At 72.7% G+C, this 21,403-nt stretch carries 22 protein-coding genes, 1 pseudogene and 1 riboswitch; of the genes and pseudogenes, 7 read left to right on the top strand and 16 right to left on the bottom strand.

Features of this window, described 5'->3' with window-relative positions:
• Positions 1-124: 124 nt before the first annotated feature.
• Positions 125-961: pseudogene (locus tag E0F75_RS18635) on the top strand (EamA family transporter); the annotation flags it as partial.
• Positions 962-1,030: 69 nt separating this feature from the next.
• On the opposite strand, the gene E0F75_RS18640 reads toward E0F75_RS18635, so the two are convergent.
• Positions 1,031-1,864 (bottom strand): alpha/beta fold hydrolase, encoded by an 834-nt coding sequence (locus E0F75_RS18640; RefSeq protein ID WP_187623646.1) that lies wholly within the window; start codon positions 1,862-1,864, stop codon positions 1,031-1,033.
• 133 nt (positions 1,865-1,997) lie between these two features.
• Here E0F75_RS18640 and E0F75_RS18645 point away from each other — a divergent pair, with 133 nt between their 5' ends.
• Positions 1,998-2,882 carry an RNA polymerase sigma-70 factor gene (locus E0F75_RS18645; RefSeq protein ID WP_187623848.1) on the top strand — a complete coding sequence of 295 codons (885 nt, stop codon included), beginning with the start codon at positions 1,998-2,000 and terminating at the stop codon, positions 2,880-2,882.
• Between the two features lie 291 nt (positions 2,883-3,173).
• Positions 3,174-3,914 (top strand): GntR family transcriptional regulator, encoded by a 741-nt coding sequence (locus E0F75_RS18650; protein WP_187623647.1) that lies wholly within the window; start codon positions 3,174-3,176, stop codon positions 3,912-3,914.
• A 54-nt stretch (positions 3,915-3,968) separates the two neighbouring features.
• Here the strand turns inward: E0F75_RS18650 and E0F75_RS18655 are convergent, their stop codons facing one another.
• Positions 3,969-5,126: an ROK family transcriptional regulator gene (locus E0F75_RS18655; RefSeq protein ID WP_030316649.1), complete on the bottom strand. Its 1,158-nt coding sequence runs from the start codon at positions 5,124-5,126 to the stop codon at positions 3,969-3,971.
• Between the two features lie 219 nt (positions 5,127-5,345).
• On the opposite strand from E0F75_RS18655, the gene E0F75_RS18660 reads away from it, so the two are divergent.
• Positions 5,346-5,756 carry a hypothetical protein gene (locus tag E0F75_RS18660; RefSeq protein ID WP_187623648.1) on the top strand — a complete coding sequence of 137 codons (411 nt, stop codon included), beginning with the start codon at positions 5,346-5,348 and terminating at the stop codon, positions 5,754-5,756.
• A gap of 160 nt (positions 5,757-5,916) precedes the next feature.
• Here E0F75_RS18660 and purB read toward each other — a convergent pair whose 3' ends face one another.
• The 10 genes from purB to bioB all read right to left on the bottom strand — a co-directional run bounded on the left by purB (position 5,917) and on the right by bioB (position 15,967).
• On the bottom strand, positions 5,917-7,359 hold the full coding sequence (gene purB, locus E0F75_RS18665) for an adenylosuccinate lyase (protein ID WP_187623649.1): 1,443 nt from the start codon (positions 7,357-7,359) through the stop codon (positions 5,917-5,919).
• Positions 7,360-7,467: 108 nt separating this feature from the next.
• Positions 7,468-8,238, bottom strand: coding sequence for an SGNH/GDSL hydrolase family protein (locus E0F75_RS18670; protein ID WP_187623650.1), 771 nt, complete (start codon positions 8,236-8,238; stop codon positions 7,468-7,470).
• A 196-nt stretch (positions 8,239-8,434) separates the two neighbouring features.
• Positions 8,435-9,454 carry a hemolysin family protein gene (locus E0F75_RS18675; protein ID WP_187623651.1) on the bottom strand — a complete coding sequence of 340 codons (1,020 nt, stop codon included), beginning with the start codon at positions 9,452-9,454 and terminating at the stop codon, positions 8,435-8,437.
• Positions 9,451-10,797, bottom strand: a complete 1,347-nt coding sequence (locus E0F75_RS18680; protein ID WP_187623652.1) for a hemolysin family protein — start codon at positions 10,795-10,797, stop codon at positions 9,451-9,453. Before E0F75_RS18680 ends, E0F75_RS18675 begins: the two co-directional genes overlap by 4 nt.
• 222 nt (positions 10,798-11,019) lie before the next feature.
• Positions 11,020-11,445, bottom strand: coding sequence for a GNAT family N-acetyltransferase (locus E0F75_RS18685; RefSeq protein ID WP_187623653.1), 426 nt, complete (start codon positions 11,443-11,445; stop codon positions 11,020-11,022).
• 63 nt (positions 11,446-11,508) lie between these two features.
• Entirely contained in the window at positions 11,509-12,192 is a 684-nt protein-coding gene (locus E0F75_RS18690) for a class I SAM-dependent methyltransferase (protein ID WP_187623654.1), read from the bottom strand.
• 10 nt (positions 12,193-12,202) lie between these two features.
• Entirely contained in the window at positions 12,203-12,547 is a 345-nt protein-coding gene (locus E0F75_RS18695) for a VOC family protein (RefSeq protein WP_187623655.1), read from the bottom strand.
• A gap of 129 nt (positions 12,548-12,676) precedes the next feature.
• On the bottom strand, positions 12,677-13,411 hold the full coding sequence (gene bioD / locus E0F75_RS18700; protein WP_187623656.1) for a dethiobiotin synthase: 735 nt from the start codon (positions 13,409-13,411) through the stop codon (positions 12,677-12,679).
• Between the two features lie 20 nt (positions 13,412-13,431).
• On the bottom strand, positions 13,432-14,712 hold the full coding sequence (locus E0F75_RS18705; RefSeq protein WP_187623657.1) for an adenosylmethionine--8-amino-7-oxononanoate transaminase: 1,281 nt from the start codon (positions 14,710-14,712) through the stop codon (positions 13,432-13,434).
• Positions 14,705-15,967, bottom strand: a complete 1,263-nt coding sequence (gene bioB / locus E0F75_RS18710; protein ID WP_187623658.1) for a biotin synthase BioB — start codon at positions 15,965-15,967, stop codon at positions 14,705-14,707. The genes E0F75_RS18705 and bioB overlap by 8 nt, the downstream gene beginning before the upstream one ends.
• Positions 15,968-16,110: 143 nt before the next feature.
• Here bioB and E0F75_RS18715 point away from each other — a divergent pair, with 143 nt between their 5' ends.
• Together E0F75_RS18715 and E0F75_RS18720 are read left to right on the top strand one after the other, a co-directional pair.
• Positions 16,111-17,292 (top strand): 8-amino-7-oxononanoate synthase, encoded by a 1,182-nt coding sequence (locus E0F75_RS18715; protein ID WP_187623659.1) that lies wholly within the window; start codon positions 16,111-16,113, stop codon positions 17,290-17,292.
• A 156-nt stretch (positions 17,293-17,448) separates the two neighbouring features.
• Entirely contained in the window at positions 17,449-17,886 is a 438-nt protein-coding gene (locus tag E0F75_RS18720) for an ATP-binding protein (RefSeq protein WP_187623660.1), read from the top strand.
• Positions 17,887-17,956: 70 nt separating this feature from the next.
• Here the strand turns inward: E0F75_RS18720 and E0F75_RS18725 are convergent, their stop codons facing one another.
• The 3 genes from E0F75_RS18725 to E0F75_RS18735 all read right to left on the bottom strand — a co-directional run bounded on the left by E0F75_RS18725 (position 17,957) and on the right by E0F75_RS18735 (position 19,894).
• Positions 17,957-18,433, bottom strand: coding sequence for a C40 family peptidase (locus tag E0F75_RS18725; protein ID WP_073902069.1), 477 nt, complete (start codon positions 18,431-18,433; stop codon positions 17,957-17,959).
• Between the two features lie 3 nt (positions 18,434-18,436).
• Positions 18,437-18,643: riboswitch (cyclic di-AMP (ydaO/yuaA leader) on the bottom strand.
• A gap of 314 nt (positions 18,644-18,957) precedes the next feature.
• Entirely contained in the window at positions 18,958-19,263 is a 306-nt protein-coding gene (locus tag E0F75_RS18730; protein WP_187623661.1) for a hypothetical protein, read from the bottom strand.
• A gap of 7 nt (positions 19,264-19,270) precedes the next feature.
• On the bottom strand, positions 19,271-19,894 hold the full coding sequence (locus E0F75_RS18735) for a ClpP family protease (RefSeq protein WP_229312729.1): 624 nt from the start codon (positions 19,892-19,894) through the stop codon (positions 19,271-19,273).
• Between the two features lie 58 nt (positions 19,895-19,952).
• Between E0F75_RS18735 and E0F75_RS18740 the strand changes: the two genes are divergently transcribed.
• Entirely contained in the window at positions 19,953-20,231 is a 279-nt protein-coding gene (locus E0F75_RS18740) for a type II toxin-antitoxin system Phd/YefM family antitoxin (RefSeq protein ID WP_030316684.1), read from the top strand.
• Positions 20,232-20,367: 136 nt separating this feature from the next.
• Here the strand turns inward: E0F75_RS18740 and E0F75_RS18745 are convergent, their stop codons facing one another.
• Positions 20,368-21,375 (bottom strand): ABC transporter permease, encoded by a 1,008-nt coding sequence (locus E0F75_RS18745; protein ID WP_187623663.1) that lies wholly within the window; start codon positions 21,373-21,375, stop codon positions 20,368-20,370.
• Positions 21,376-21,403 lie beyond the last annotated feature (28 nt).

Consider the following 21,403-nt stretch of genomic DNA (forward strand, 5'->3'; position numbering starts at 1 on the left):
GGGGCAAGCGAAACGAGCACCTCCAGCAGCGGCCCGGACGGCGGCACCCGGTCCGAAGTGGTCCCCGACGGCGTGACAGAAGTGGACCTTCACCAGGGCCGCGCGCCTTCCTAGCGTCGGAGGCATGAACGCGAACGCCCTCCGCGGGGTCCTCCTCGTGACCCTCGCCTACGCCCTCGTCGGCGCCTCCTTCACCGCGAACAGCCTCCTCGGCGACTACCCGTACGCGGGCGGCCAGGCCCTGCGCTACGGCGCCGCCTGTCTGCTTCTGCTCCCCCTGCTCGGCCGCGCCGGGCTCGCCCCGCTGCGGATCCTGACCGCCCGTCACTGGTTGCGGCTCGCCACCCTCGCGGGGGTCGGCATGGTCGGCTTCAACCTGGCGGTCCTCGCCGCCGAGCGGACCGCCGAGCCGGCCGTGCCCGGCGTCCTCGTCGGCTGCGCCCCGGTCGTCGTCGCCGTCCTCGTCCCGCTGACCGAGGGCCGCAGGCCCGCCCCCGCCGTGCTGTACGGGGCACTGCTCGTCGCCGCCGGTGCCTTCACCGTGCAGGGCTGGGGGCGTACGGACCTGGCCGGAATCGGCTGGTCGGTGGCCGCGCTCGCGGGCGAGGTCGGCTTCACGGTGCTGGCCGTCCCCGTCCTTCGGCTGCTCGGGCCGAAGCTGCTCACGGCAGTCGTGTGCGGGGTCGGCGCGGCCGAGGCGGCGCTCGTGGGCCTGATCGTGGACGGGGCCGGTCTCGTCCGGATGCCGACGGCGGTGGAGGCCGGCGCCCTGGTCTGGCAGGCGGCGCTCGCCACCGTGGTCGGGTTCGTCCTGTTCTACATGGGTGTCCAGCGGGTCGGCATGGAGCGGGCCACCCTCTTCACCGGCGCGATCCCGGTCGCCGCCGCGCTGAGCGCCGCCCTGGTCGCGGGCGCCGCCTTCGGTCTCCCGCAGGCGGTCGGCAGCCTGCTGGTGGGGGCCGGTGCCGCCGTGGGCACCGGCCTCTTCACGCGAAGGACTCGAAGCGCCCGGCCGGCCCCGGGGGCGGCCTCAGACGCCGCTGCCGTCCAGGATCACGCGCGCGACGAGAGCCGGGTCGTCGTTCATGGGCACATGACCGCAGCCGGGCAGCCGGACGAGCCGGGCACCGGGGATGGTGTGCTTGGCGCGGACGCCCTGCCGGGGGAGGAGCAGCCGGTCGCGAGCACCCCAGGCCACCGTGACGGGGACGTCGGCGACGTCGTCGCGGAAGCGCACGCTCCCGCCGGCGGCCAGGGTCTGGCGGAACCCGGTGGCCCCGCGCAGCGCGAGCGTTTCGGCGTAGGCGGCCGCGGGTGAACGGCGCCCCGGGCGGGCGTAGATCGTGCTGGTGAGCACGGTGCGCCCGACGGCGGTCCGGGAGAGGCGGTCGATCACCGGCACGGGCAGCGACCTCGCGGCGCCCCGCATCGCCCGCAGCGTCACGAAGGCGTACCGCCGCTCGCCCTCCGACCAGAAGCCGGCGGGGGAGAGGGCGGTGACCGAGCGCACCAGCTTCTCCCGGCCCAGCTCCAGGGCGAGCAGCCCGCCGAGCGAGTTCCCGGCCACATGGGGGCGTTCGACGCCGACGGCCGCGCAGAAGGCGCCGAGCACGCTCCCGACGGTGGACAGGTCGTACGGGCAGCCCTCGGGCAGCTCGTCGGAGTCGCCGAAACCGGGCAGGTCCACGGCGATCACGTCCCGCTCCGCGGCCAGGATGTCCAGCACGGGTTCCCAGGCCTGCCAGTGGTGGCCGATCCCGTGCAGGAGCAGCAGCGGTTCCCCCGCGCCCCGGCGTTCGTACGTGAGGGACGCCGTGCGGGGGCCCGCCGGGGTCTCGATCGTGAACGCGATCCGTTCGGGCATGCGGACTCCCTGTCCTGAAGCTTTTAGACGTCCCGTCAGTGAGAATTACCGATCAGTAGCCTGGAGTTCAAGCCCCCGCCCGAAACTGGACAGCGCGACCGCGGTGGGCTGGGATGGACGGGTGCCCACCGATATTCCGACCGACACCCTGACCGAGCACTTCGAGGAGCACCGCCCGATGCTCCTCGGCGTCGCCTACCGGATGCTCGGCCGCGCCGCCGACGCCGAAGACGTCGTCCAGGAGGCCTGGCTGCGCTGGACCGCGGAGGACCGGGCCGACGTCCGCGAGCCCCGGGCCTTCCTCGTACGGATCACGACGCGGCTCGCCATCGACCGGCTCCGGCAGGCCCAGGCGCGCCGCGAGTCCTACGTCGGCCCCTGGCTGCCCGAGCCCGTCGTCACCGACTTCGGACCGACCGCGCCCGACACCGCCGAGCGCGCCCTGCTCGCCGACTCCGTCTCGCTCGCCGTCCTCGTCGTCCTCGAATCCCTCTCCCCGCTGGAGCGGGCCGTCTTCGTGCTGCGCGAGGCCTTCGGCTTCCCGTACGCCGAGATCGCCACCGCCCTGGACCGCACCGAGGCGGCCGTGCGCCAGCTCGGGGGGCGCGCCCGGCGTCATGTCGACGAGGGCAAGCCGCGCTACGACGTCGACCCGACCGAGCGCCGGGACCTGACCGAGCGCTTCCTCACCGCGGCGGCGGGCGGCGACCTCGGCGATCTCCTCGCCCTGCTCGCCCCCGACGTACGGCTCGTCGGCGACAGCGGCGGCAAGTCCAAGGCCCCGCTGCGGATCATCGAGAGCGCCGACAAGGTCGGCCGCTTCCTGCACGCCACCGCCCAGGGCGCGAACGAGATCTTCGAGTTCCGCTTCCTCGAACTCAACGGCGCCCCCGCCCTGCTCGCCCTCGTCGACGGCAAGCCGGACGCCTTCTTCCAGATCGAGGTGCTCGACGGGCGCGTCCAGTGCGTCTACATCATCCGCAACCCCGACAAGCTCCAGGCGCTCGTCGGCCTCTGACACACCCGGGACGCGCCCCGCGCGACGAAACGGCCCGATCGCGCCGATCGGCCGGAACTTCACCCCGTCTCCCACCAGGGAGGCGGGGTGTTTTGCTGCGCAGGGCACACGGGGGCGCGAACGTCCTGTGAACGATCTAGGTCAGAGGGTCACATTCGGGGGCGTTCGACAGAGGATTGGTCTTGACCAAGGGGTGGGCTCGCCTTATGGTCGCAGAGTTAGTGCAGGAACCTTTAATAAACAAGGGCGCGGAAAAACGCCGCGGGACACGGCGAATTGCGGAGGATCAGGGTGGGGACCACGCAGCTGGCATCGGTACCGGAACCGAAGTACCAGCACCTCAAGACAGTCATCGGCGAAGCACTCGACTCGGACTTCGCGGTCGGGGAGATCCTCCCCAACGAGCGCGATCTCGCGGCACGCTTCGGCGTCGCCCGTGCCACGCTCCGCCAGGCCCTGGAGCAGCTGGAACTCGAAGGCAGACTGCAGCGCCGTCGCGGCGTCGGCACCACCGTCGCCCCGCCGCGCGTCGGCGTCGACGTCTCCACCACCCAGCACACCTGGCCGGGTGTCGGTGACGAGGCCTGGCAGTCCCTCGACTCCGCCGCCGACGTGGCCCCGGCCGCCGTCGCGCGCGTCCTGGACAGCGGCGCCGAGGAGCGGGTGCACATCGTCCGCCGCATCCGCGTCAGCCAGGGCCAGCCCGTCGCCGCCGAGCTGCTCTACGTGCCCGCCGGCTCCGTCCCGGGCCTCAGCGCCATCGACGCGCCCGCCGGACCCGCCCGCGCCCGCGCGGTGCTCCGCGAACTCCAGCACCTCGCCCTCGACGGCCAGGACCGCTCCGTGGAGCTCGGCTCCGCCCGCGCCGACGACGCCAAGGAGCTCGACCGGCTGCCCGGCGCGCCCGTGCTCGTCGTGACGACCCGCTACCTCTCCGGAGGGCGTACCGCCGCCGTCTCCGTGGCCACCTACCGCGCCGACACCTGCCGCCTCACCTTCGGCGACTCGGTCGACCTGGTCATGGCCTCGTAGCGCCCCTCCCACGAACACCGGACACCGGCCGACGGCCCGTCGCGAGGATCCCTCCTAGCGGCGGGCCGTCACCGTGCCGTCGACCGCGAAGAGCTGCTCCTCGACGTGGTCGAGGGCGAGTCGCAGCGCACCCGTCCCCACCGCGGCCTCGCCGAGCAGCGACAGCACCACCCGGGGCGGCCGCAGACAGAACCGGGCCAGCTCCTCCCGGAGCGGCTGGAGCACGCCGTCCAGGCCGGCCGCCCAGCCGCCGACGACGACCAGCTCGGGGTCGATCGCCAGGACCAGCGCCGCCACGTCGTGCACGAGCCGCTGGATGAACCGCTCCACCGCCGCCTCCGCGCGCGCGTCGCCCTTGCGGGCCAGCGCGAAGACCTCGGCGACCGCCTGCTCGTCCAGCGGGTGCAGCGGCTCGTCCGTCGTCGACAGCAGATGCTCGGGGGTGACGCCCCGGCCGAGCAGGTGCAGGGCGCCGATCTCCCCGGCCGCCCCGCCGAAACCGCGGTGCAGCCGGCCGCCGATCAGCGAACCGGCGCCCGGACTCAGCCCGGCGAGGACGAAGACGATGTCGTCGGAGTCGGTCGCGGCACCCTTCCAGTGCTCGGCGACGGCCGCCGCGTTCGCGTCGTTCTCCACGATGACCGGGCACTTGAAGGAGCGCCGCAGCCGCTCGCCGAGCGCGAGACCCGTCCAGCCCGGCAGGGCCGTACCGAGGCGGACGGTGCCGTCGGCCTCCACGATGCCGGGGGTGCCGACGCCGACGGCCCGCAGATTGGACCGGGCGACCCCGGCCCTGCGCAGCACGTCGGCCACGACCGTACGCACCCGGTCCAGGCGCTCGTCCTCGGGAGCCGTCTCCGACACCTCGCGCGAACCGGCGCCGATGATCCGCCCGTCCAGACCGGAGAGCAGCGCGGCCACCCGGTGCGGGCCGATCTCGATGCCGAGCAGATGACCGGCCTCGGCGCGGAAGCGGAACCTCCGCGCGGGACGCCCCTGGCGCCGGGCCTCGCCCTCCTCGGGCGCCGCCTCGACGACGAGGCCGCCCTCCATGAGTCCCTCGACGACCCCTTCGACCGTGGGCCGGGAAAGGCCCGTGATCCGGGTCAGATCCGTGAGCGTCGGCGCTTCGGCGCCGCGCAGCGCATGGAGTACCACCGCGGAGTTGATCCGCCGCAGCAGAGACGGATCCCCGCCGGTCAGCCGCCCCACAGTGTGTCCTCCCAGCTCGTGCACCTCTTCGGCGGATGGTACTCAATGGGCCCGGTCGCGGCGAGTGCCGCCCCCATGACGCTTTGGATTCGCCCGCGGTCCGGTACGGGTCAGACGCCGTCTCCCGGCCGGCTCCACGCCGTCGGCGGGCCCGGCCCGCCGGCCGTCACGGAGTCTGACGCGGCGCCAACTGTCAGTGGTGGGAGCTTTACTGGAGCCATGACCACGGCAGACCGTCTGGCGGCGATCGACTTACTCAGGGCCCGGGGATTCGACGGCGGCCCGGACCACCACCTGGCGGAGCTCGCGACCAGCGAGGACTTCTGGGAGGACGACGGCACGCGCCGCCCGATCGTCGAGGACCAGTACGAAGCGGAACGGGACGGGCTCGGCGTCCTGCTCACCGCCCGCTGGGGCGAGCCCCGGGAGCTCGACCTCGGGCCCGTGCTGGAGCGGAGCATGGAGGGCGAGTCGATACCCGAGCCCTGGTCCACCCTCAGCTGCCACACCCCGGACCTGCGCCTGTGGCGGGCCGACGGACTGTGGATCGGACTCGGCGTCTCCCAGTGGGACAGGGAACTGCCGTTTCAGCTGCTCGCCGTGCTCACCACGGTCGACCCGCCGACGTGACGTCCGGCCGGAGCGCCGGTGGTCACCCCGCTCGGGTTGGGCAGCGCCCAGATCCGGGTGATCCCGCAGCACAACACCGAGAGGCCGCCCGCCACCACGTCGGGAACGACGCGGTCACGGGCGGCCTCCGGCTGCTCCTTGGTGAACCGGGGGCTCCGGGTCAGAGGATCGCCCCGGGGGCGTAGGCGGCGGCCTCCGGGTGCTGCTTGAGGATCTCCTCGATACGGGAGACCACGGAAGCGACCTGGTCGGCGGCGGCGCCGGTGAAGGACAGCTTGTCCGCCATCAGCTCGTCGAGCTGCGCCCGGTCCAGCGGGATGCGCTCGTCCGCGGCCAGCTTGTCGAGGAGCTCGTTCTGCACGGTGCCCTGCTCGCGCATGGCGAGGGCGGAGGCGACGGCGTTCTCCTTGATGGCCTCGTGGGCGACCTCGCGGCCGACGCCGGCGCGCACCGCGCCCATGAGGACCTTGGTGGTCGCCAGGAAGGGCAGGTAGCGGTCGAGCTCACGGGCGACGACGGCCGGGAAGGCGCCGAACTCGTCGAGCACGGTGAGGAAGGTCTCCAGGAGACCGTCGAGCGCGAAGAACGCGTCGGGCAGCGCGACCCGGCGGACCACCGAGCAGGAGACGTCGCCCTCGTTCCACTGGTCGCCCGCCAGCTCGCCGGTCATCGAGGCGTATCCGCGCAGGATGACCATGAGGCCGTTGACGCGCTCGCAGGAGCGGGTGTTCATCTTGTGCGGCATCGCCGAGGAGCCGACCTGGCCGGGCTTGAAGCCCTCGGTGACCAGCTCGTGGCCCGCCATCAGGCGGATCGTCTTGGCGATCGACGACGGGGCGGCGGCCAGCTGCACCAGCGAGGTGACCACGTCGTAGTCGAGCGAGCGCGGGTAGACCTGGCCGACCGAGGTGAAGGCGTGGGCGAAGCCGAGGTGACCGGCGATCCGCTGCTCCAGGTCGGCCAGCTTGCCGGCGTCGCCGCCGAGCAGGTCCAGCATGTCCTGGGCGGTGCCGACCGGGCCCTTGATGCCGCGCAGCGGGTAGCGGCCGAGCAGCTCCTCCAGGCGGGCGTACGCCACGAGCAGCTCGTCCGCCGCCGTCGCGAACCGCTTGCCGAGGGTGGTCGCCTGGGCGGCGACGTTGTGCGAGCGGCCGGCCATGACCAGCTCCGCGTACTCGGCGGAGAGCTTGCCGAGACGGCCGAGGACGGCGACCGTGCGGTCCCGCATCAGCTCCAGGGAGAGCCGGATCTGCAGCTGCTCGACGTTCTCGGTGAGGTCGCGCGAGGTCATGCCCTTGTGGACGTGCTCGTGGCCGGCGAGGGCGTTGAACTCCTCGATCCGGGCCTTCACGTCGTGCCGGGTGACCTTCTCGCGCTCGGCGATGGAACCGAGGTCGACCTGGTCGAGCACGCGCTCGTAGTCGGCGAGGGCGGCGTCCGGAACCTCGATCCCGAGGTCCTTCTGCGCACGCAGCACGGCGAGCCAGAGCTGACGCTCCAGCTTCACCTTCTGCTCGGGGGACCAGAGGACGGCGAGCTCCGCGGAGGCGTAGCGGCCGGCCAGAACGTTGGGGATGCGGGGCTTCGCAGTCACAGCAGTCACGTGGACAGAGTTTACTGGCGATTTCTGCAGGCCAGCGCCACGGTCCGACCTGGAGTTTGCTACGAGACGCAGCTCACGGCCGCCGCTCCGCAACGGCGCCCCGCCGTGCTACGGCTCGTACGGCAGCATCTCCGGGCGCTTGGGTGCGCGGCCGTCGCCCGACGAGCGGCCGGTGAGGCGCCGTCCGATCCACGGTCCCAGGTGCTCCCTGGCGAAGCGGGCGTCCGCCGCCCGGCGGCTCGCCCAGCCGGGCAGAGGGGTCGGCGACGGCGGCGTCCGCCAGTCCTCCTCGGGCGCCAGGCCGAGCGTCTGCCACACGGCCTCGGCGACCCGCCGGTGTCCGTCGGCGGTGAGATGGAGCCGGTCCACGTCCCACAGCCGGGGGTCGGCGAGCGAGGGGGCGCTGTACAGGTCGACGACCAGGGCCCCGTGCCGGGCGGCGAGGTCGTCGACGTGCGCGAACAGCTCCTCCATCCGGGGGCGGAAGCGCTCCAGGACCGGCCCGTTCCGGCCGGGGCTGCGCATCAGGACCAGCTGCCCGCAGGACGGGGTGAGCGTCTCGACGGCCTCGGTGAGCAGTCCGCGCACCCGCCCCATGTCGACCTTGGGCCGCAGGGTGTCGTTGAGCCCGCCGACGAGCGTCACGACGTCGGCCTTCATCGCGGCGGCCGTCTCGACCTGCTCCTCGACGATCTGGCCGATGAGCTTGCCGCGTACGGCGAGGTTGGCGTACCGGAAGCCGGGGGCGCGGGCGGCGAGCCGGTCGGCGAGGACGTCGGCCCAGCCCCGGTAGGTACCGTCGGGCTTCCGGTCCGACATGCCCTCGGTGAAGCTGTCGCCGAGGGCGACGAAACTGTTGTACGTGGCATTGATCTCCATGGCGGAGAGATCATACCGCGCGGTATGCGGGGCTCTCCGCCGGAGCCCGGGAGGGACCGGCGGACGACCCGCGGTGCGCCCGCTCAGGGGACCGGGCGGTGCTCGACGCGCTGGGGGGCGCCGGCACCGCGCTGTGAACGAGGGAGGGCCCCGGGAACGCGCGTTCCCAAGGCCCTCCTCACCTGCGTATCCGGTGCTACGGCGCCGCCGGGCGGCCCACCAGTTCCCGCAGGACGTCCTCCATCGCCACGAGGCCGGCCGGCTTGTCGTCCTCGTCGAGCACCGCCGCCAGATGCGTCCGGCTGCGGCGCATCGCCGTCAGCACGTCGTCCAGCGGCGTGGCCGCGCGCACCCGGGCGATCGGCCGCAGCGCGGACACCGGGAACGGCTCGTCCCGCGGCGAGACGTCCAGGGCGTCCTTGACGTGCAGATAGCCCAGGATCCTGCGCTCCTCGTCGACCACCGGGAAGCGCGAGTAGCCCGTCCGGGCCGACAGCGCCTCCAGCTCCTCCGGAGTCGTGCCGACCTGCGCGTACACGACCTTCTCCGCCGGCATCACGACATCCCGCACGGGACGGCGGCCCAGCTCCAGGGCGTCGTGCAGCCGCTCGGCGGCCCGGTCGTCGAGCAGCCCCGCGTCACCGGCGTCGGTGACCATCCGGGCCAGCTCGTCGTCCGAGAACGTCGCCGCGACCTCGTCCTTGACCTCCACTCGCAGCAGCTTGAGCAGCGCGTTGGCGAAGGCGTTGATCGCGAAGATCACCGGTCGCAGCGCCCGCGCGAGCGTCACCAGCGGCGGGCCGAGCAGCAGTGCCGTACGCGTCGGCTCCGCCAGCGCGATGTTCTTCGGCACCATCTCGCCCAGCAGCATGTGCAGATACGTGGCCACGCTCAGCGCGATCACGAACGAGATCGGATGGACCAGGCCGTGCGGCACGCCCACCGCGTCGAAGACCGGTTCGAGCAGGTGCGCGATGGCCGGCTCGGCGACGATGCCGAGCACCAGGGTGCAGAGCGTGATGCCGAGCTGTGCCGCGGCGAGCAGCGCGGAGACGTGCTCCAGGCCCCAGATGACGCTGCGCGCCCGCCGGTTCCCGTCCTCGGCCAGCGGCTCGATCTGGCTGCGGCGCACCGAGATCAGGGCGAACTCGGCGCCGACGAAGAAGGCGTTGACGACCAGGGTCAGCAGACCGATCAACAACTGGATCACGATCATCGGCCGGCCTCCCCGGTCTCGTCCTGGTGCTGCTCCTGCGACGCGGGCGCGTGCAGCAGCACGCGCGCGGCGCGCCGACCCGAGGCGTCCACGACGTCGAGCCGCCAGCCGTCCAGCTCCACGCTGTCCCCGACGGCCGGGATACGGCCCAGCTCATGGGCGACGAAGCCCGCGAGCGTCTCGTACGGACCGTCCGGCACCCGGAGGCCGATCACCTCCACCTGGTCGGTACGGGCGGCGCCGTCGGCGGACCAGAGCTCACGCCCGTCCGCGTCCTCGCCCGCCCGCGCCAGGTCCGGCGTCTCGTGCGGGTCGTGCTCGTCGCGCACCTCACCGACGACCTCTTCGACGATGTCCTCCAGGGTGGCGACCCCGGCGGTACCGCCGTACTCGTCGATGACCACGGCCATCGTCTGCTTGCCGGACAGCCGGTCGAGGAGCCGGTCCACGGTCAGCGTCTCGGGGACGAGCAGCGGCTCGCGCAGCAGCTCGCCGATCCGGCGGTGGCGCCGCTCCTCGGCCGGTATGGCCAGGACGTCCTTGATGTGCGCGATGCCGACGACCGCGTCGAGGCTGCCCCGGTAGACGGGGAAGCGGGAGAGGCCGGTCGCCCGGGTCGCGTTGGCGACGTCCTCGGCGGTGGCCTGCACGTCGAGCGCGGTGACCTGCACGCGGGGCGTCATCACGTTCTCCGCGGTGAGCTCCGCCAGGTTGAGGGTACGGACGAACAGCTCGGCCGTGTCCGCCTCCAGGGCGCCCTCCTTCGCGGAGTGGCGGGCGAGCGCCACCAGCTCCTGCGGGGAGCGCGCCGACGCCAGTTCCTCGGTCGGCTCCATGCCGAGACGGCGCAGGATCCGGTTCGCGGTGTTGTTGAGGTGGCTGATCAGCGGCTTGAAGGCGGCGGTGAACATCCGCTGCGGGGTGGCGACCACCTTCGCGACCGCGAGGGGCGAGGAGATCGCCCAGTTCTTGGGGACCAGCTCGCCGACCACCATCAGGACGACGGTCGACAGGGCGGTGCCCAGGACCAGCGCCACCGACGAGGCGACCGAGGCGGAGAGGCCGAGGTCCTCGAGAGGGCCCCGGATCAGCTTGGAGATCGACGGCTCGGACAGCATGCCGACGACCAGGTTGGTGACGGTGATGCCCAGCTGGGCGCCGGAGAGCTGGAAGGTGAGCGACCTTACGGCCTTGAGCGCTCCCGCCGCACCGCGCTCGCCACGCTCGGCGGCGTCCTCGAGCTCGCGGCGCTCGACCGTCGTCAGCGAGAACTCGGCCGCGACGAACGCGCCGCACGCGACGGAGAGGAGGAGCGCCAGGAGGAGCAGAAGCACTTCGGTCATCGGTTCACCTCCGTCCCATGATCAGTCAGGGGGAGGGGGAATGCTCGATGTCGGCTGTCGTGGCCGGTGCTTTCGGGAGCAGTACGGAAATCAGTACTACTGGGAGGCTCGCCCATGGGCGGACGCTCACACCTTTCGGTCGTCGGGTCGTCTGAATGAGAGACCATGGTAAAGGATGGGCAAAACGGCGGGGTGACCGGCCCGCGGCCCGGTCGTCGCCGCTCAGTCCGCGAGCGGCTTCACCCAGCGGCGCCAGTGGTCCTCGCGACCGTACCCGGCCGCCGCCCACAGCCGCTGTCCCGTCTCGTTCGCCTCCAGGACCATGGCGTCCGCACGCCGTCCGCCGAGCGCGAGGAACCGTTCCTCGGCCGCGCGCAGCAGCGCGGTGGAGATGCCCCGGCGGCGGTACGAGGGCAGGACCGCGAGGCGGTAGAGGGAGGCGCGCCAGCCGTCCCAGCCGGCGATGACGGATCCCACGATCCGCTCGTCGGCGACCGCGAGGAGGAGTGCCTCGGGGTCGCGTGCGACGAGCCGGGTCACCCCGTGCACGTCGTCCGAGATGGAGGTCCCCTCGGCGGACTCCCTCCAGAAGGCCAGCACGGCCTCGGCGTCGTCGGGGGTGGCGGCACGTATCTTCGGATCGATCATGGCCGGATCCCATCAGGCGGGGCCGGGCCGGTGCCAGGATTTCCGCTCCGTGAGATGGCGCGGCTACCGCCGGGCCGCGCCCAGGACACAGGGCGAGGAGGGCAGCCGCGGCCCCTTCTCCGGCACGTCGAACGAACGGTACGGGCCCAGGGTGAAGCCGGCCGCCTCGATCGCCGCGAGCGGGGCGCGGGAGGTGTGGCAGCCGCCGAAGAGCAGCGGCCAGACCGTCCGGTCGAGACCCCGCTGCACGCGCGCGAGGCCGGGCGTGTCGGCCACGCCGTGCTCGAAGAACCGCAGCTCGGCGCCGGGGCGCAGCACCCGGTGCAGCTCGGCGAGGGCCTGCGGGAGGTTCCGTACCGTACACAGCACGAGGGAGGCCACCCCCGCGTCGAAGGAGGCGTCCTCCAGCGGCAGCGCCTCGGCCGTGTCCGGGAGCACGGTCACCGGGACCGGGGCCCGGAGCGCGGCCTCCTGGGCCAGCCGCCGGAGCCGGGACTCCGGTTCGAGGGCCACCACCTCGGTGACACCGGCCGGGTAGTGCGCGAAGTTCAGCCCGTTGCCCGCCCCGATCTCGATCACCCGGCCGGACAGCCCGGCGAGCAGCTCCGCCCGCAGTTCGCCGAGCCCGCCCTTGGTGTCGGCGGAGACGCTGAACCGGGCGTAGAAACGGGCGAACAGCGGATGGTGGACGCCGGGTGAGGCGGATGAAGCGGACGAGGCGGGTGACGGAGTGTTCGGCGGTGTCATCGGAGCCTCCTCAGCCCGTCACGAAGCAGAACTCGTTGCCCTCCGGGTCCCGCATGACCTGGAAGGAGCCCTGCTCGTCCGTCACGAGGCCGCCGACCCGGGACGCGCCCGCGGGCAGTGCCTCGTCGGCGGCCAGGACCGGGTCCTCGACCTCCAGGTCGAGATGGACGCGGTTCTTCACGGCCTTGCCCTCCGGCACCCGCTGGAAGGCGAGCCGGACGAAATCCGGCGGGTCCACGTACGACCAGTCGCCGCTCCGGTCGACCGGAGCACCGCCGAGGAGCCCTGCCCAGAACCGGACCAGAGCGGCCGGATCGGCACAGTCGAAGACGATCTCCTGAACGTGAGCGCGCATGACTCCAGCCTACGGAGTGGAGGCACGCGCGTCCCTCGATACGAGGCTCCCGCGTCAAGCTTCACGGGGCCCGCGTCCTGCGTCACGAAGCTCCCGCGTCCTGCCGCTCCGAGGCTCCCGCGTCCTGCGCTACGAGGCTCCCGCGTACGGCTCCGCGAACCGCTCCCGGAACGCCTCCGCGTCCCACGTGCCGCCGAGCGCCGGCCCCAGCCAGCCGCCCGCCGCCGCCCGGAACTCCGCCGGGTCGAGCGACCCCGAGCCCTCCGGTACGGCCCCGAGGAGCGGCGCGTCCGCCTCCTGCGGCAGGTCCGCCAGGTTGCAGCGCATCGCCAGGTCCGGCGCGTCCGGCCAGCTGCCGATCACCACGCCCAGCTGCTCGATCCCGCGCGCCCGCAGCGCCTCGGCCGTCAGGGTCGTGGAGTTGAGCGTCCCCAGACCGGCGGGGACGACCACGAGAACGGGTGCGCCGAGCAGCGCCGCCGCGTCCGCGAGGGTGCCGCCCTCCTCGTCGAAGCGGACGAGCAGCCCGCCCGCCCCCTCCACGAGCACCAGGTCGTGCTCGGCGGCCAGCTTCCGGGCGGCCTCGGCGACCTCCGCGGGCCCGACCGGGGCGAGCCCGGCCCGCCGTGCCGCCGTCCCCGGGGCCAGCGGCTCCGGGAAACGGCCCAGCTCGGCGGAGCCCGCGGCGCCGGAGAGCCGGACGACCTCGTCCGCGTCACCGCGCTCGTCCGGCCCGACGCCGGTCTGCGCGGGCTTGAGGACGGCGACCGTGCGGCCGGCGGCGGTGGCGACGGCGGCGACGGCGGCGGTCACGACGGTCTTGCCGATCTCCGTGCCCGTACCGCTGACGACGATGATTCCCACTGTTCTCCCCGCTCTTCCGGTCAGCCCGCGACCGCCGCCGCGCGCACCGCGGCGCAGATGCGGGCCAGGTCCTCGTCGCCCGTCACGTACGGCGGCATCGTGTAGATCAGGTCGCGGAACGGGCGCAGCCACACGCCCGCCCGGACCGCCGCCTCCGTGGCCGCGGCCATGTCGACGTCGTGGTCGAGCTGGACGACGCCGATGGCGCCGAGCACCCGCACCTCGCGCACACCGGGGAGTTCCGCGGCGGGGGCGAGCCCCTCGCGGAGTCCCGTCTCGATGCGCTTGACCTCCAGCGCCCAGTCCTGGGACATCAGCAGGTCGATCGAGGCGCAGGCCACCGCCGAGGCCAGCGGATTGCCCATGAAGGTCGGACCGTGCGCCAGGACGGGAACCTCGCCGCGCGAGATGCCCTCGGCGATCTCCGTCGTGCAGAGCGTGGCCGCCATCGACAGGTAACCGCCCGTCAGCGCCTTGCCCACACACATCACGTCGGGCGAGACACCGGCCTGGTCGGCGCCGAACAGCGTGCCCGTACGGCCGAAGCCGGTCGCGATCTCGTCGAAGATCAGGAGGACCCCGTGCTCGTCGCAGGCCTCGCGGAGGACGCGCAGGTACTCGGGCGGGTGGAACCGCATCCCGCCCGCGTTCTGCACCACCGGCTCCACGATCACCGCGGCGACCTCGTCCGCGTGGAGCGCGATCTGCTCCCGCAGCATCCGGGCGTACGACTCCTCGTACGTGACCGGCGGCGCGTCGACGAAGACCTGGCGCTGGAGCACGCCCGACCACAGCTCGTGCATCCCGCCCTCGGGGTCGCACAGCGACATCGGCTGCCAGGTGTCCCCGTGGTAGCCGCCGCGCCAGGTCATCAGGAGCTGCTTGCCGGGCCGGCCCACCGAGCGCCAGTACTGCAGACACATCTTGGCCGCGACCTCGACGGAGACCGAGCCGGAGTCGCTGAGGAAGACGTGCTGGAGGGGTTCCGGGGTGATCTCGACCAGGCGGGTGGCGAGCCGCACGGCCGGCTCATGGGTGAGCCCGCCGAACATGACGTGGCTCATCCGGTCCAGCTGGCCGTGCGCCGCCTCGTTGAGGACGGGGTGGTTGTAGCCGTGCAGCGCCGACCACCACGAGGACATGCCGTCGATCAACTCGGCCTGGCCGTGCACCGGTTCGGCGAGCCGGAGCCGGACACCCGACGCGGACTCGACGACCAGCGGCTCCGTACGTCCCGGCATGGGCCCGTACGGATGCCAGACGTGCGCCCGGTCGAGGGCGAGCAGTTCGTCGTTACGCATTCGGGGCGAGCTCCGTCCCGGCACCACGGCGGCGCACCGCCACGAGGTCGGGACGCGCACCCGGCACCTCGCTCGCGGGCTCGGCGGCGGGCTCGGCCGAGGGGGCCGTCTGCGCGTGACCGCCGCACGGACCGCAGCCGCCACCGGCCTCGGCGTGCGAACCGCAGCCCGCGCCCTCCGCCGCGTCGTGCGAGCCGCAGCCCGCCGACGCCTGGGAACCGCAGCCGCCGCCCGCCGCGGCGAGCGCGTCCGCCCGGTGCTTCGGGAGCGTCGTCGTGCCCGCGCCCTCCACCTCGAAGCCCGCGTCCGCGATCATGTCCAGGTCGGCCTGGCCGGCCTGGCCCTCGCTCGTCAGGTAGTCGCCGAGGAAGATCGAGTTCGCGATGTTCAGCGCGAGCGGCTGCATCGAGCGCAGGTGCACCTCACGGCCGCCCGCGATCCGCACCTCGACGTCGGGGCAGACGAACCGCACCATCGCCAGGATCCGCAGGCAGCGCTGCGGGGTGAGGTTCCACTCCTTGGCGAGCGGCGTCCCCTCGAAGGGGATGAGGAAGTTGACCGGCACCGAGTCCGAGTCGAGCTCGCGCAGCGCGTACACGACGTCGACGAGGTCCTCGTCGGTCTCGCCCATGCCCGCGATCAGACCCGAGCAGGCCGACAGACCGGCGGCGTGCGCCTTCTGCACGGTGTCCACCCGGTCCGCGTACGTGTGGGTCTTGGTGATCCCGGCGTACGTCGCCTCGGACGTGTTCAGGTTGTGGTTGTACGCGTCGGCGCCGGCGTCCTTCAGCCGCTCCGCCTGGCCGTCCGAGAGCAGACCCAGACAGGCGCACACCTCGACGCCCTCGTTCTGCTCCTTGATGGCCTCGATGGTCCTGCCGACCCGCTCGACGTCCCGGTCCGTCGGACCGCGTCCGCTCGCGACCAGACAGACCCGCTTGGCCCCGCCCGCGACACCCGCGGCGGCGGCCTCGGAGGCCTCGTCCGGCTTCAGCCAGGTGTACTTGAGGATCTCGGCCTTGGAGCCGAGCCGCTGCGAGCAGTACGAGCAGTCCTCGGGGCACAGGCCCGACTTCAGGTTCACCAGGTAGTTGAGCTTCACCCGCCGCCCGAACCACTGACGGCGCACTTTGCCGGCCGCCGCCACCACATCGAGCAGTTCGTCGTCGGAGGTCGCCAGGACGGCGAGCGCTTCTTCACGGGTCGGCAGCTCGCGCCGCAGCCCCTTCTCCACCAGCGTGTTCAGCAGGTCCATAAGGGCTGATCCTTGCCTACCGCCCACCCCCGGGCCAAGGAGGATCCGAACAAACGCCCCGGATAGAGGTGTGTGGATGACCACATCCCGACCTCGGCATCCTCCGGTTAGGGTCTGTGCGCTGCCTACAAAAGGATCGCCGAATGCCACAGGCCGACGACGCACGGGCCGCGGGCCCCCGCCGTACCGCGTTCGACTGGACCGACGCCGAGGCGCGCCGCCGGGCGGACGCCGGTCTCGTCCGTACGCTGCGGCCACGGGCCGCCGAGTCGGACCTGCTCGACCTGGCGGGCAACGACTACCTGGGCCTCACCCGCCGCCCGGAGGTCACCGAGGCGGCGGCCGAGGCGGCGAGGCGCTGGGGCGCCGGCTCCACCGGCTCGCGGCTCGTCACCGGCACCACCCGGCTGCACACCCGGCTCGAGCGTGAGCTCGCCGAGTTCTGCGGATTCGAGGCGGCCCTCGTCTTCTCCTCCGGCTACACCGCCAACCTGGCCGCGCTCACCGCGCTCGGCGGCCGCGACTCCCTGATCGTCTCCGACGCCTCCAACCACGCCTCGATCGTGGACGGCTGCCGCCTGGCCCGCGCCGAGACGGCCGTCGTGCCGCACACCGAACCCGAGGCCGTACGCAAGACCCTCGGCGCGCACCCCGGGCGGCGGGCCCTGGTCGTCAGCGACTCCGTCTTCTCCGTCGACGGCGACAAGGCCCCGCTGCCGGAGCTCGCGGAAGCCTGCCGCGCGCACGGCGCCGGACTTGTGGTGGACGACGCCCATGGCTTCGGCGTCCTCGGCGAAGGCGGTCGGGGCGCCCTCCACGAGGCCGGACTCGCGGGCGACGAGGACGTCGTCGCCACCCTGACCCTCTCCAAGTCCCTCGGCAGCCAGGGCGGTGCCGTGCTCGGCCCGGCCCGGGTGATCGAGCACCTGGTGAACGCGGCCCGCACCTTCATCTTCGACACCGGTCTCGCCCCGGCCGCCGCGGGCGGCGCCCTCGCGAGCCTGCGTCTGATCCGGGCCGAACCGGGCCTCGCCGGGCGGGCCCGTACCGTCGCGACCACGCTGTACCGGCTGCTCACCGAGGCCGGTCTCACGGCGGCCCGGCCCGACGCGGCCGTCGTCTCGGTGCGCGCACCCTCGCCGGAGGCGGCCCTGGGCTGGGCGGCGGACTGCCGCGAACAGGGTCTGGCGGTCGGCTGCTTCCGGCCCCCGTCCGTCCCCGACGGCATCTCGCGGCTGCGGCTCACGGCCCGCGCCGATCTGTCCGACGCGCAGATCGAGCACGCGGTAGGGACGATCCTGCGCACCGCGCCCGAAGCAGGGTAGGACCAAGAGCGTTCCCGGGCAGCAGAGTTCACCGCTTCGGGCGACAGATGGGGACATATCTTGGTGGAACGCCGCACGGCGCGGCACGATCGGTGGCACTCTGACGCGAAGCGCAATCCGGGGCGGTGGCCCCGGTGGGAAAGGGACAGCGTCGCCATGGCAGATCACCAGGAAGCATCCGTCACGCTGCCGAGCGAACCCGCCTCGGTCCCCACGGCCCGGCGCTACGTCGCGGACGTACTCATGGGCTGGGGCCTGCACGATGCCGCGGAGATCGCGGACTCGATCCGGCTGATCGTCTCCGAACTGGCCACCAACGCCGTCCTGCACACCCTCGGCCAGTCGCCCACCTTCACGGTCGACGTCCGCCTGGAGCGCGAGGAGCGGCTCCACATCGGCGTCACCGACAGCCATCCGCGCCGGCCGCGCCGCCTCCCGGCGGCGGTCCAGCAGGACAACGGCCGCGGCATGGTCATCATCCGCGTCCTCGCCGCCGAAGCCGGCGGCCGTCTGTCGGTCACGCCGACCGAGGACGGCGGTAAGACGGTCTGGATCACTCTTCCGTGGACCGTGGCCCCCGTGGCCAGCTGTTAGGTCCTTCTGTCGGTCAGAGGTACGGCGGCGCCACCGCACCCCTCACGGACGAACCGCTACCGCCGCCTGATCAGCGGACGCGGCCGTAGTAGACCTTCGACGACCAGATCCTGTCGAGCTTCACCCATGAACCCGTCTTGGGCGAGTGCCAGATCTTGCCGCTGCCGGCGTAGATGCCCACGTGGTAGACCCTCCCGCCGGAGTGGAAGAAGACCAGGTCCCCCTTCTGCCTGGTGGAGGCGGAGATGTGCCGGGTCTTGTTGTACTGCTGCTGCGCGGTGCGGGGCAGCGACTTGCCCGCCTTCTTGTACGCGTAGAGCGTCAGACCGGAGCAGTCGAACCTCGAGGGTCCGGTGCTCCCGTACCGGTACGGGGCTCCCTTCTTGGACGCGGCGACGCTCAGTGCCTTGTTCGCGTGCGTGGTGGCTGCCTGGGCCTCCGTTGCCGCACCGGGTGCGAACAGCGTGCCGCCGACGGCGGCGAGGGTGAGAGCCGAGACGGCTCCGGCCCGGGACAGCAGGGACGGGACGTGCATCTGCGCAGTCATGCGCAACCCTTCGTCAGCCGCCTGCGAAGGATGACCTGTCGGGTTCGGGCTGGCGAAGATGCCCGGCCGCTGACGCGGCTTCACCCCAAGGGACGGCCTCGCTGCCGGAACAGCGCGTACGCCCCGTAAAAATCGGGTCCTCCACTCCTGCCGATCCAATCCTGTCGACCAGACGTCCGGGACAGCGGCAGGACTCGGCGTCCGCCCGGACCGCCCCGCCGCGGTGGCGGGGGCTTGTCGTCGACAGGGATCTTGACCCACACACAGGTCGAAATCCGAGCTGAAACGGCGATATGTGAGGCTCCTCACGACTGATCCATACGGGTGGACAGGGAGCCTTTGTGATCTTCGGAGGTTTGGCCTACGAGCCCCGCACCAGCGGTGGAACGTCCCATTCCGCTAGATGTGTACACCTGTTGCGCAACTCGCCCGGCACATATGTCGACTCGTCGACTACGCCGAACGGGGGAGTGATTCTGCGGTGCGTGTCGGCCGTCCGGACCTCGACACGACACGCGGATATGTCAACTCGCCCGAGTGCGCGGGACGGTGACGCGGTCGGCCCGGCGCTCGCCGTCCAACACCCTGAGCGCACGCGCCAAAGTGTCCGCGTGCACCTCGCTCTCGCCCCGCATATGCATGAGCGTCAGGGCCTGGAGAAGTGCCTCCGTCCGCCCCACCAGGGCTTGTGCCGCGCGCAGTGCGCCATAGGTATGCATGCCCCTGGATGGATTGATCTTCCCGAGGAGGTCGACCACTTCGAGGTAGGCGTCGACGAGTTCACTCTCGGCGCGGGTCAGTGCGGGCAGCGGCGGCAGCTCGGGAACCATGGCCGGCTCACCCCGCCGTGCCGCCGGCGCCCGCGCGCCGGTTCGTGATCACGTGGTCCACCAGGCCGTACGCGACCGCCGCCGGCGCGTCCAGGACCGTGAGGCGGTCGAGGTCGGCGTCGACGCGCTCCCGGTCCCGTCCCGTGTGCTCGGTGAGCATCCCCGCCATCAGCGCGCGGAGGCGGAGCAGTTCACGGGCGTGGATGTCGAGGTCGCTCGGCTGGCCCTGGAGCGGCTCGTCCATGGCGGGCTGCCGGAGGGTGATCCGGGCGCCCGGCAGCATCATGCGCTTGCCCGGGGTGCCGGCGGAGAGCAGCACGGCGGCGGTGGAGACGGCCTGGCCCAGGCAGGTGGTCTCCACGTCGCAGTGGAGCGAGCGCATCGTGTCGTAGATCGCGGTCATGGCGCTGATCGAGCCGCCGGGGGAGTTGATGTAGAGCGAGACGTCCTGTTCGGGGCCCGCGTGGTCCAGGTACAGGAACTGGGCGATGACGTCGTTGGCCGAGGTCTCGTCGATCGGCGTCCCGAGGAAGACGATCCGGTTCGAGAGGAGCTTCGAGTAGGGGTCGAGGGTCCGGGTTCCGTAGCTGGTGCGCTCCGTGAACTCGGGCAGGACGTAGCGAGCATCCATGGCGGGTACCTCCATCTGTAAAAAATGTACAGGACGTACAGCCCGTAAGATGGGGAGCATGACCTACGAGATCCCGGTGACGCAAGCGCGAGCCGAGCTCGCCGACCTGATCAACCGCGTCGTGTACGGCGGCGAGCGCGTCGTCGTCACCCGCCACGGGAAGCCGCTGGTCGCCCTGGTCTCCGCCGCTGACCTGGAGGAACTCGAGGCGGCCGAGAAGCCCGCCGACGAGCAGGTGATCAGCTCGGTCTCCGGCCTCCACTCCCTCGACTCCGCTACCGGCGAACAGCGCCGCTTCGGCATCGCCGCCCACCACCGCGAGCCCGGCGTCTCCTAGGGCCTGTCCGGCGGACCCGCCCGGCCGCCCCCCGCTCCCCGTCTCCACCGGCACGCACGGAAAAGCCGCGTGCCCCCGTCCGCTACAGCGGGGGCACGCGGCCGTCTTTTCGCGCGTACGGGCTCGGTGGTCCGGATCAGCCCGCGCGCGCCGGAATCGGCGCCGCCGCCACGGGCGCTGACTCCACGGGGTCGGTGCGCCTCCGGGCCCCGATCGCGGTCGCCGTGAGACCCGCCGCCGCCCAGAGGGTGAGGACGAGGAGCGGTCCACCCGCCGCCGCGCCCTCGAAGGAGGAGACGGACCGGAGGGCCGAGCCCGCGGCGCCCGGCGGCAGCCACTGGCCGAGGGTGCCCACGGCGGTCGGCAGGAGTTCCGGTGCGCTCGACACGCCTGAGAACGGGTTGCCGAGCAGGATCATCAGCAGCGCCCCGAGCCCGAGGCCCGGCTTTCCGACGAGGGCCGCGAGCCCGGCGAACGTCGAGCCGATCGCCAGGACGGTGAGGCTCAGGATCCCGGCCTCGGCCCACCAGTTCCCGCCCAGCGCGCCGAGCCAGCTGTGGGCGAGGGCCGCGCCGACGGCGCCCGCGAGCGCCGCGGCGCCGGCGAGGGCGGCCACCGCGCGCCCGCCGCGCAGGCCGAGGAGGGTCGTGACGACGCCTGCCGCCGCTCCGGCCAGGGCGAGCGGCAGCAGACTGGAGGCGAGTACGGCCCCGCGCGGGTCGCCCGCCGGGGCGGCGACCACATCCGTGACCGGGATCCTCGTGCCCTCCGGGGCCTGTGCGGTCACGGCCTCCCGCAGCAGTCCGGCCACCACGGGGCTCGCCGCCGAGGCGGTCAGGAGTTGCGTACCGCCGGGGGTCACGACCACCGCTCCGTATACATGGCGGTCCTCTATCGCGGCGCGGGCCGCTGCCTCGTCCGCGTAGCGGTGGACCTCGAAGGCCCCCTCGTGCCGGGCGAGGTCCTGTTCCAGGGCGGTGACCACCGTGGCGGGACCCGCGACGCCGATCGGCAGGTCGCGGGGTGCCGTCCGGGCCGCGGGCCACGCGAAGGCCCAGAGGGTCAGGGCGACGACGACGGGGATCAGCACCATCACCGCGATGGTCCTGCGCCCTGCGCCGACGGCGGTGGCGTTGGCGGACATGGCGTCCTCGATTCAAAGAGAAGGATCG

The organism is Streptomyces sp. CB02980 (genome assembly GCF_014451325.2).
In the GTDB taxonomy this organism is placed as follows: Bacteria; Actinomycetota; Actinomycetes; order Streptomycetales; family Streptomycetaceae; genus Streptomyces.

Coding starts and splice junctions, on each gene's coding strand:
- E0F75_RS18640 (WP_187623646.1), bottom strand. CDS start 1,864: ATGCCCGAACGGATCGCGTTCACGATCGAGACCCCGGCGGGCCCCCGC.
- E0F75_RS18660 (WP_187623648.1), top strand. CDS start 5,346: ATGACCACGGCAGACCGTCTGGCGGCGATCGACTTACTCAGGGCCCGG.
- E0F75_RS18670 (WP_187623650.1), bottom strand. CDS start 8,238: ATGGAGATCAATGCCACGTACAACAGTTTCGTCGCCCTCGGCGACAGC.
- E0F75_RS18675 (WP_187623651.1), bottom strand. CDS start 9,454: ATGATCGTGATCCAGTTGTTGATCGGTCTGCTGACCCTGGTCGTCAAC.
- E0F75_RS18680 (WP_187623652.1), bottom strand. CDS start 10,797: ATGACCGAAGTGCTTCTGCTCCTCCTGGCGCTCCTCCTCTCCGTCGCG.
- E0F75_RS18685 (WP_187623653.1), bottom strand. CDS start 11,445: ATGATCGATCCGAAGATACGTGCCGCCACCCCCGACGACGCCGAGGCC.
- E0F75_RS18690 (WP_187623654.1), bottom strand. CDS start 12,192: ATGACACCGCCGAACACTCCGTCACCCGCCTCGTCCGCTTCATCCGCC.
- E0F75_RS18695 (WP_187623655.1), bottom strand. CDS start 12,547: ATGCGCGCTCACGTTCAGGAGATCGTCTTCGACTGTGCCGATCCGGCC.
- E0F75_RS18705 (WP_187623657.1), bottom strand. CDS start 14,712: ATGCGTAACGACGAACTGCTCGCCCTCGACCGGGCGCACGTCTGGCAT.
- bioB (WP_187623658.1), bottom strand. CDS start 15,967: ATGGACCTGCTGAACACGCTGGTGGAGAAGGGGCTGCGGCGCGAGCTG.
- E0F75_RS18715 (WP_187623659.1), top strand. CDS start 16,111: ATGCCACAGGCCGACGACGCACGGGCCGCGGGCCCCCGCCGTACCGCG.
- E0F75_RS18720 (WP_187623660.1), top strand. CDS start 17,449: ATGGCAGATCACCAGGAAGCATCCGTCACGCTGCCGAGCGAACCCGCC.
- E0F75_RS18725 (WP_073902069.1), bottom strand. CDS start 18,433: ATGACTGCGCAGATGCACGTCCCGTCCCTGCTGTCCCGGGCCGGAGCC.
- E0F75_RS18730 (WP_187623661.1), bottom strand. CDS start 19,263: ATGGTTCCCGAGCTGCCGCCGCTGCCCGCACTGACCCGCGCCGAGAGT.
- E0F75_RS18735 (WP_229312729.1), bottom strand. CDS start 19,894: ATGGATGCTCGCTACGTCCTGCCCGAGTTCACGGAGCGCACCAGCTAC.
- E0F75_RS18740 (WP_030316684.1), top strand. CDS start 19,953: ATGACCTACGAGATCCCGGTGACGCAAGCGCGAGCCGAGCTCGCCGAC.
- E0F75_RS18745 (WP_187623663.1), bottom strand. CDS start 21,375: ATGTCCGCCAACGCCACCGCCGTCGGCGCAGGGCGCAGGACCATCGCG.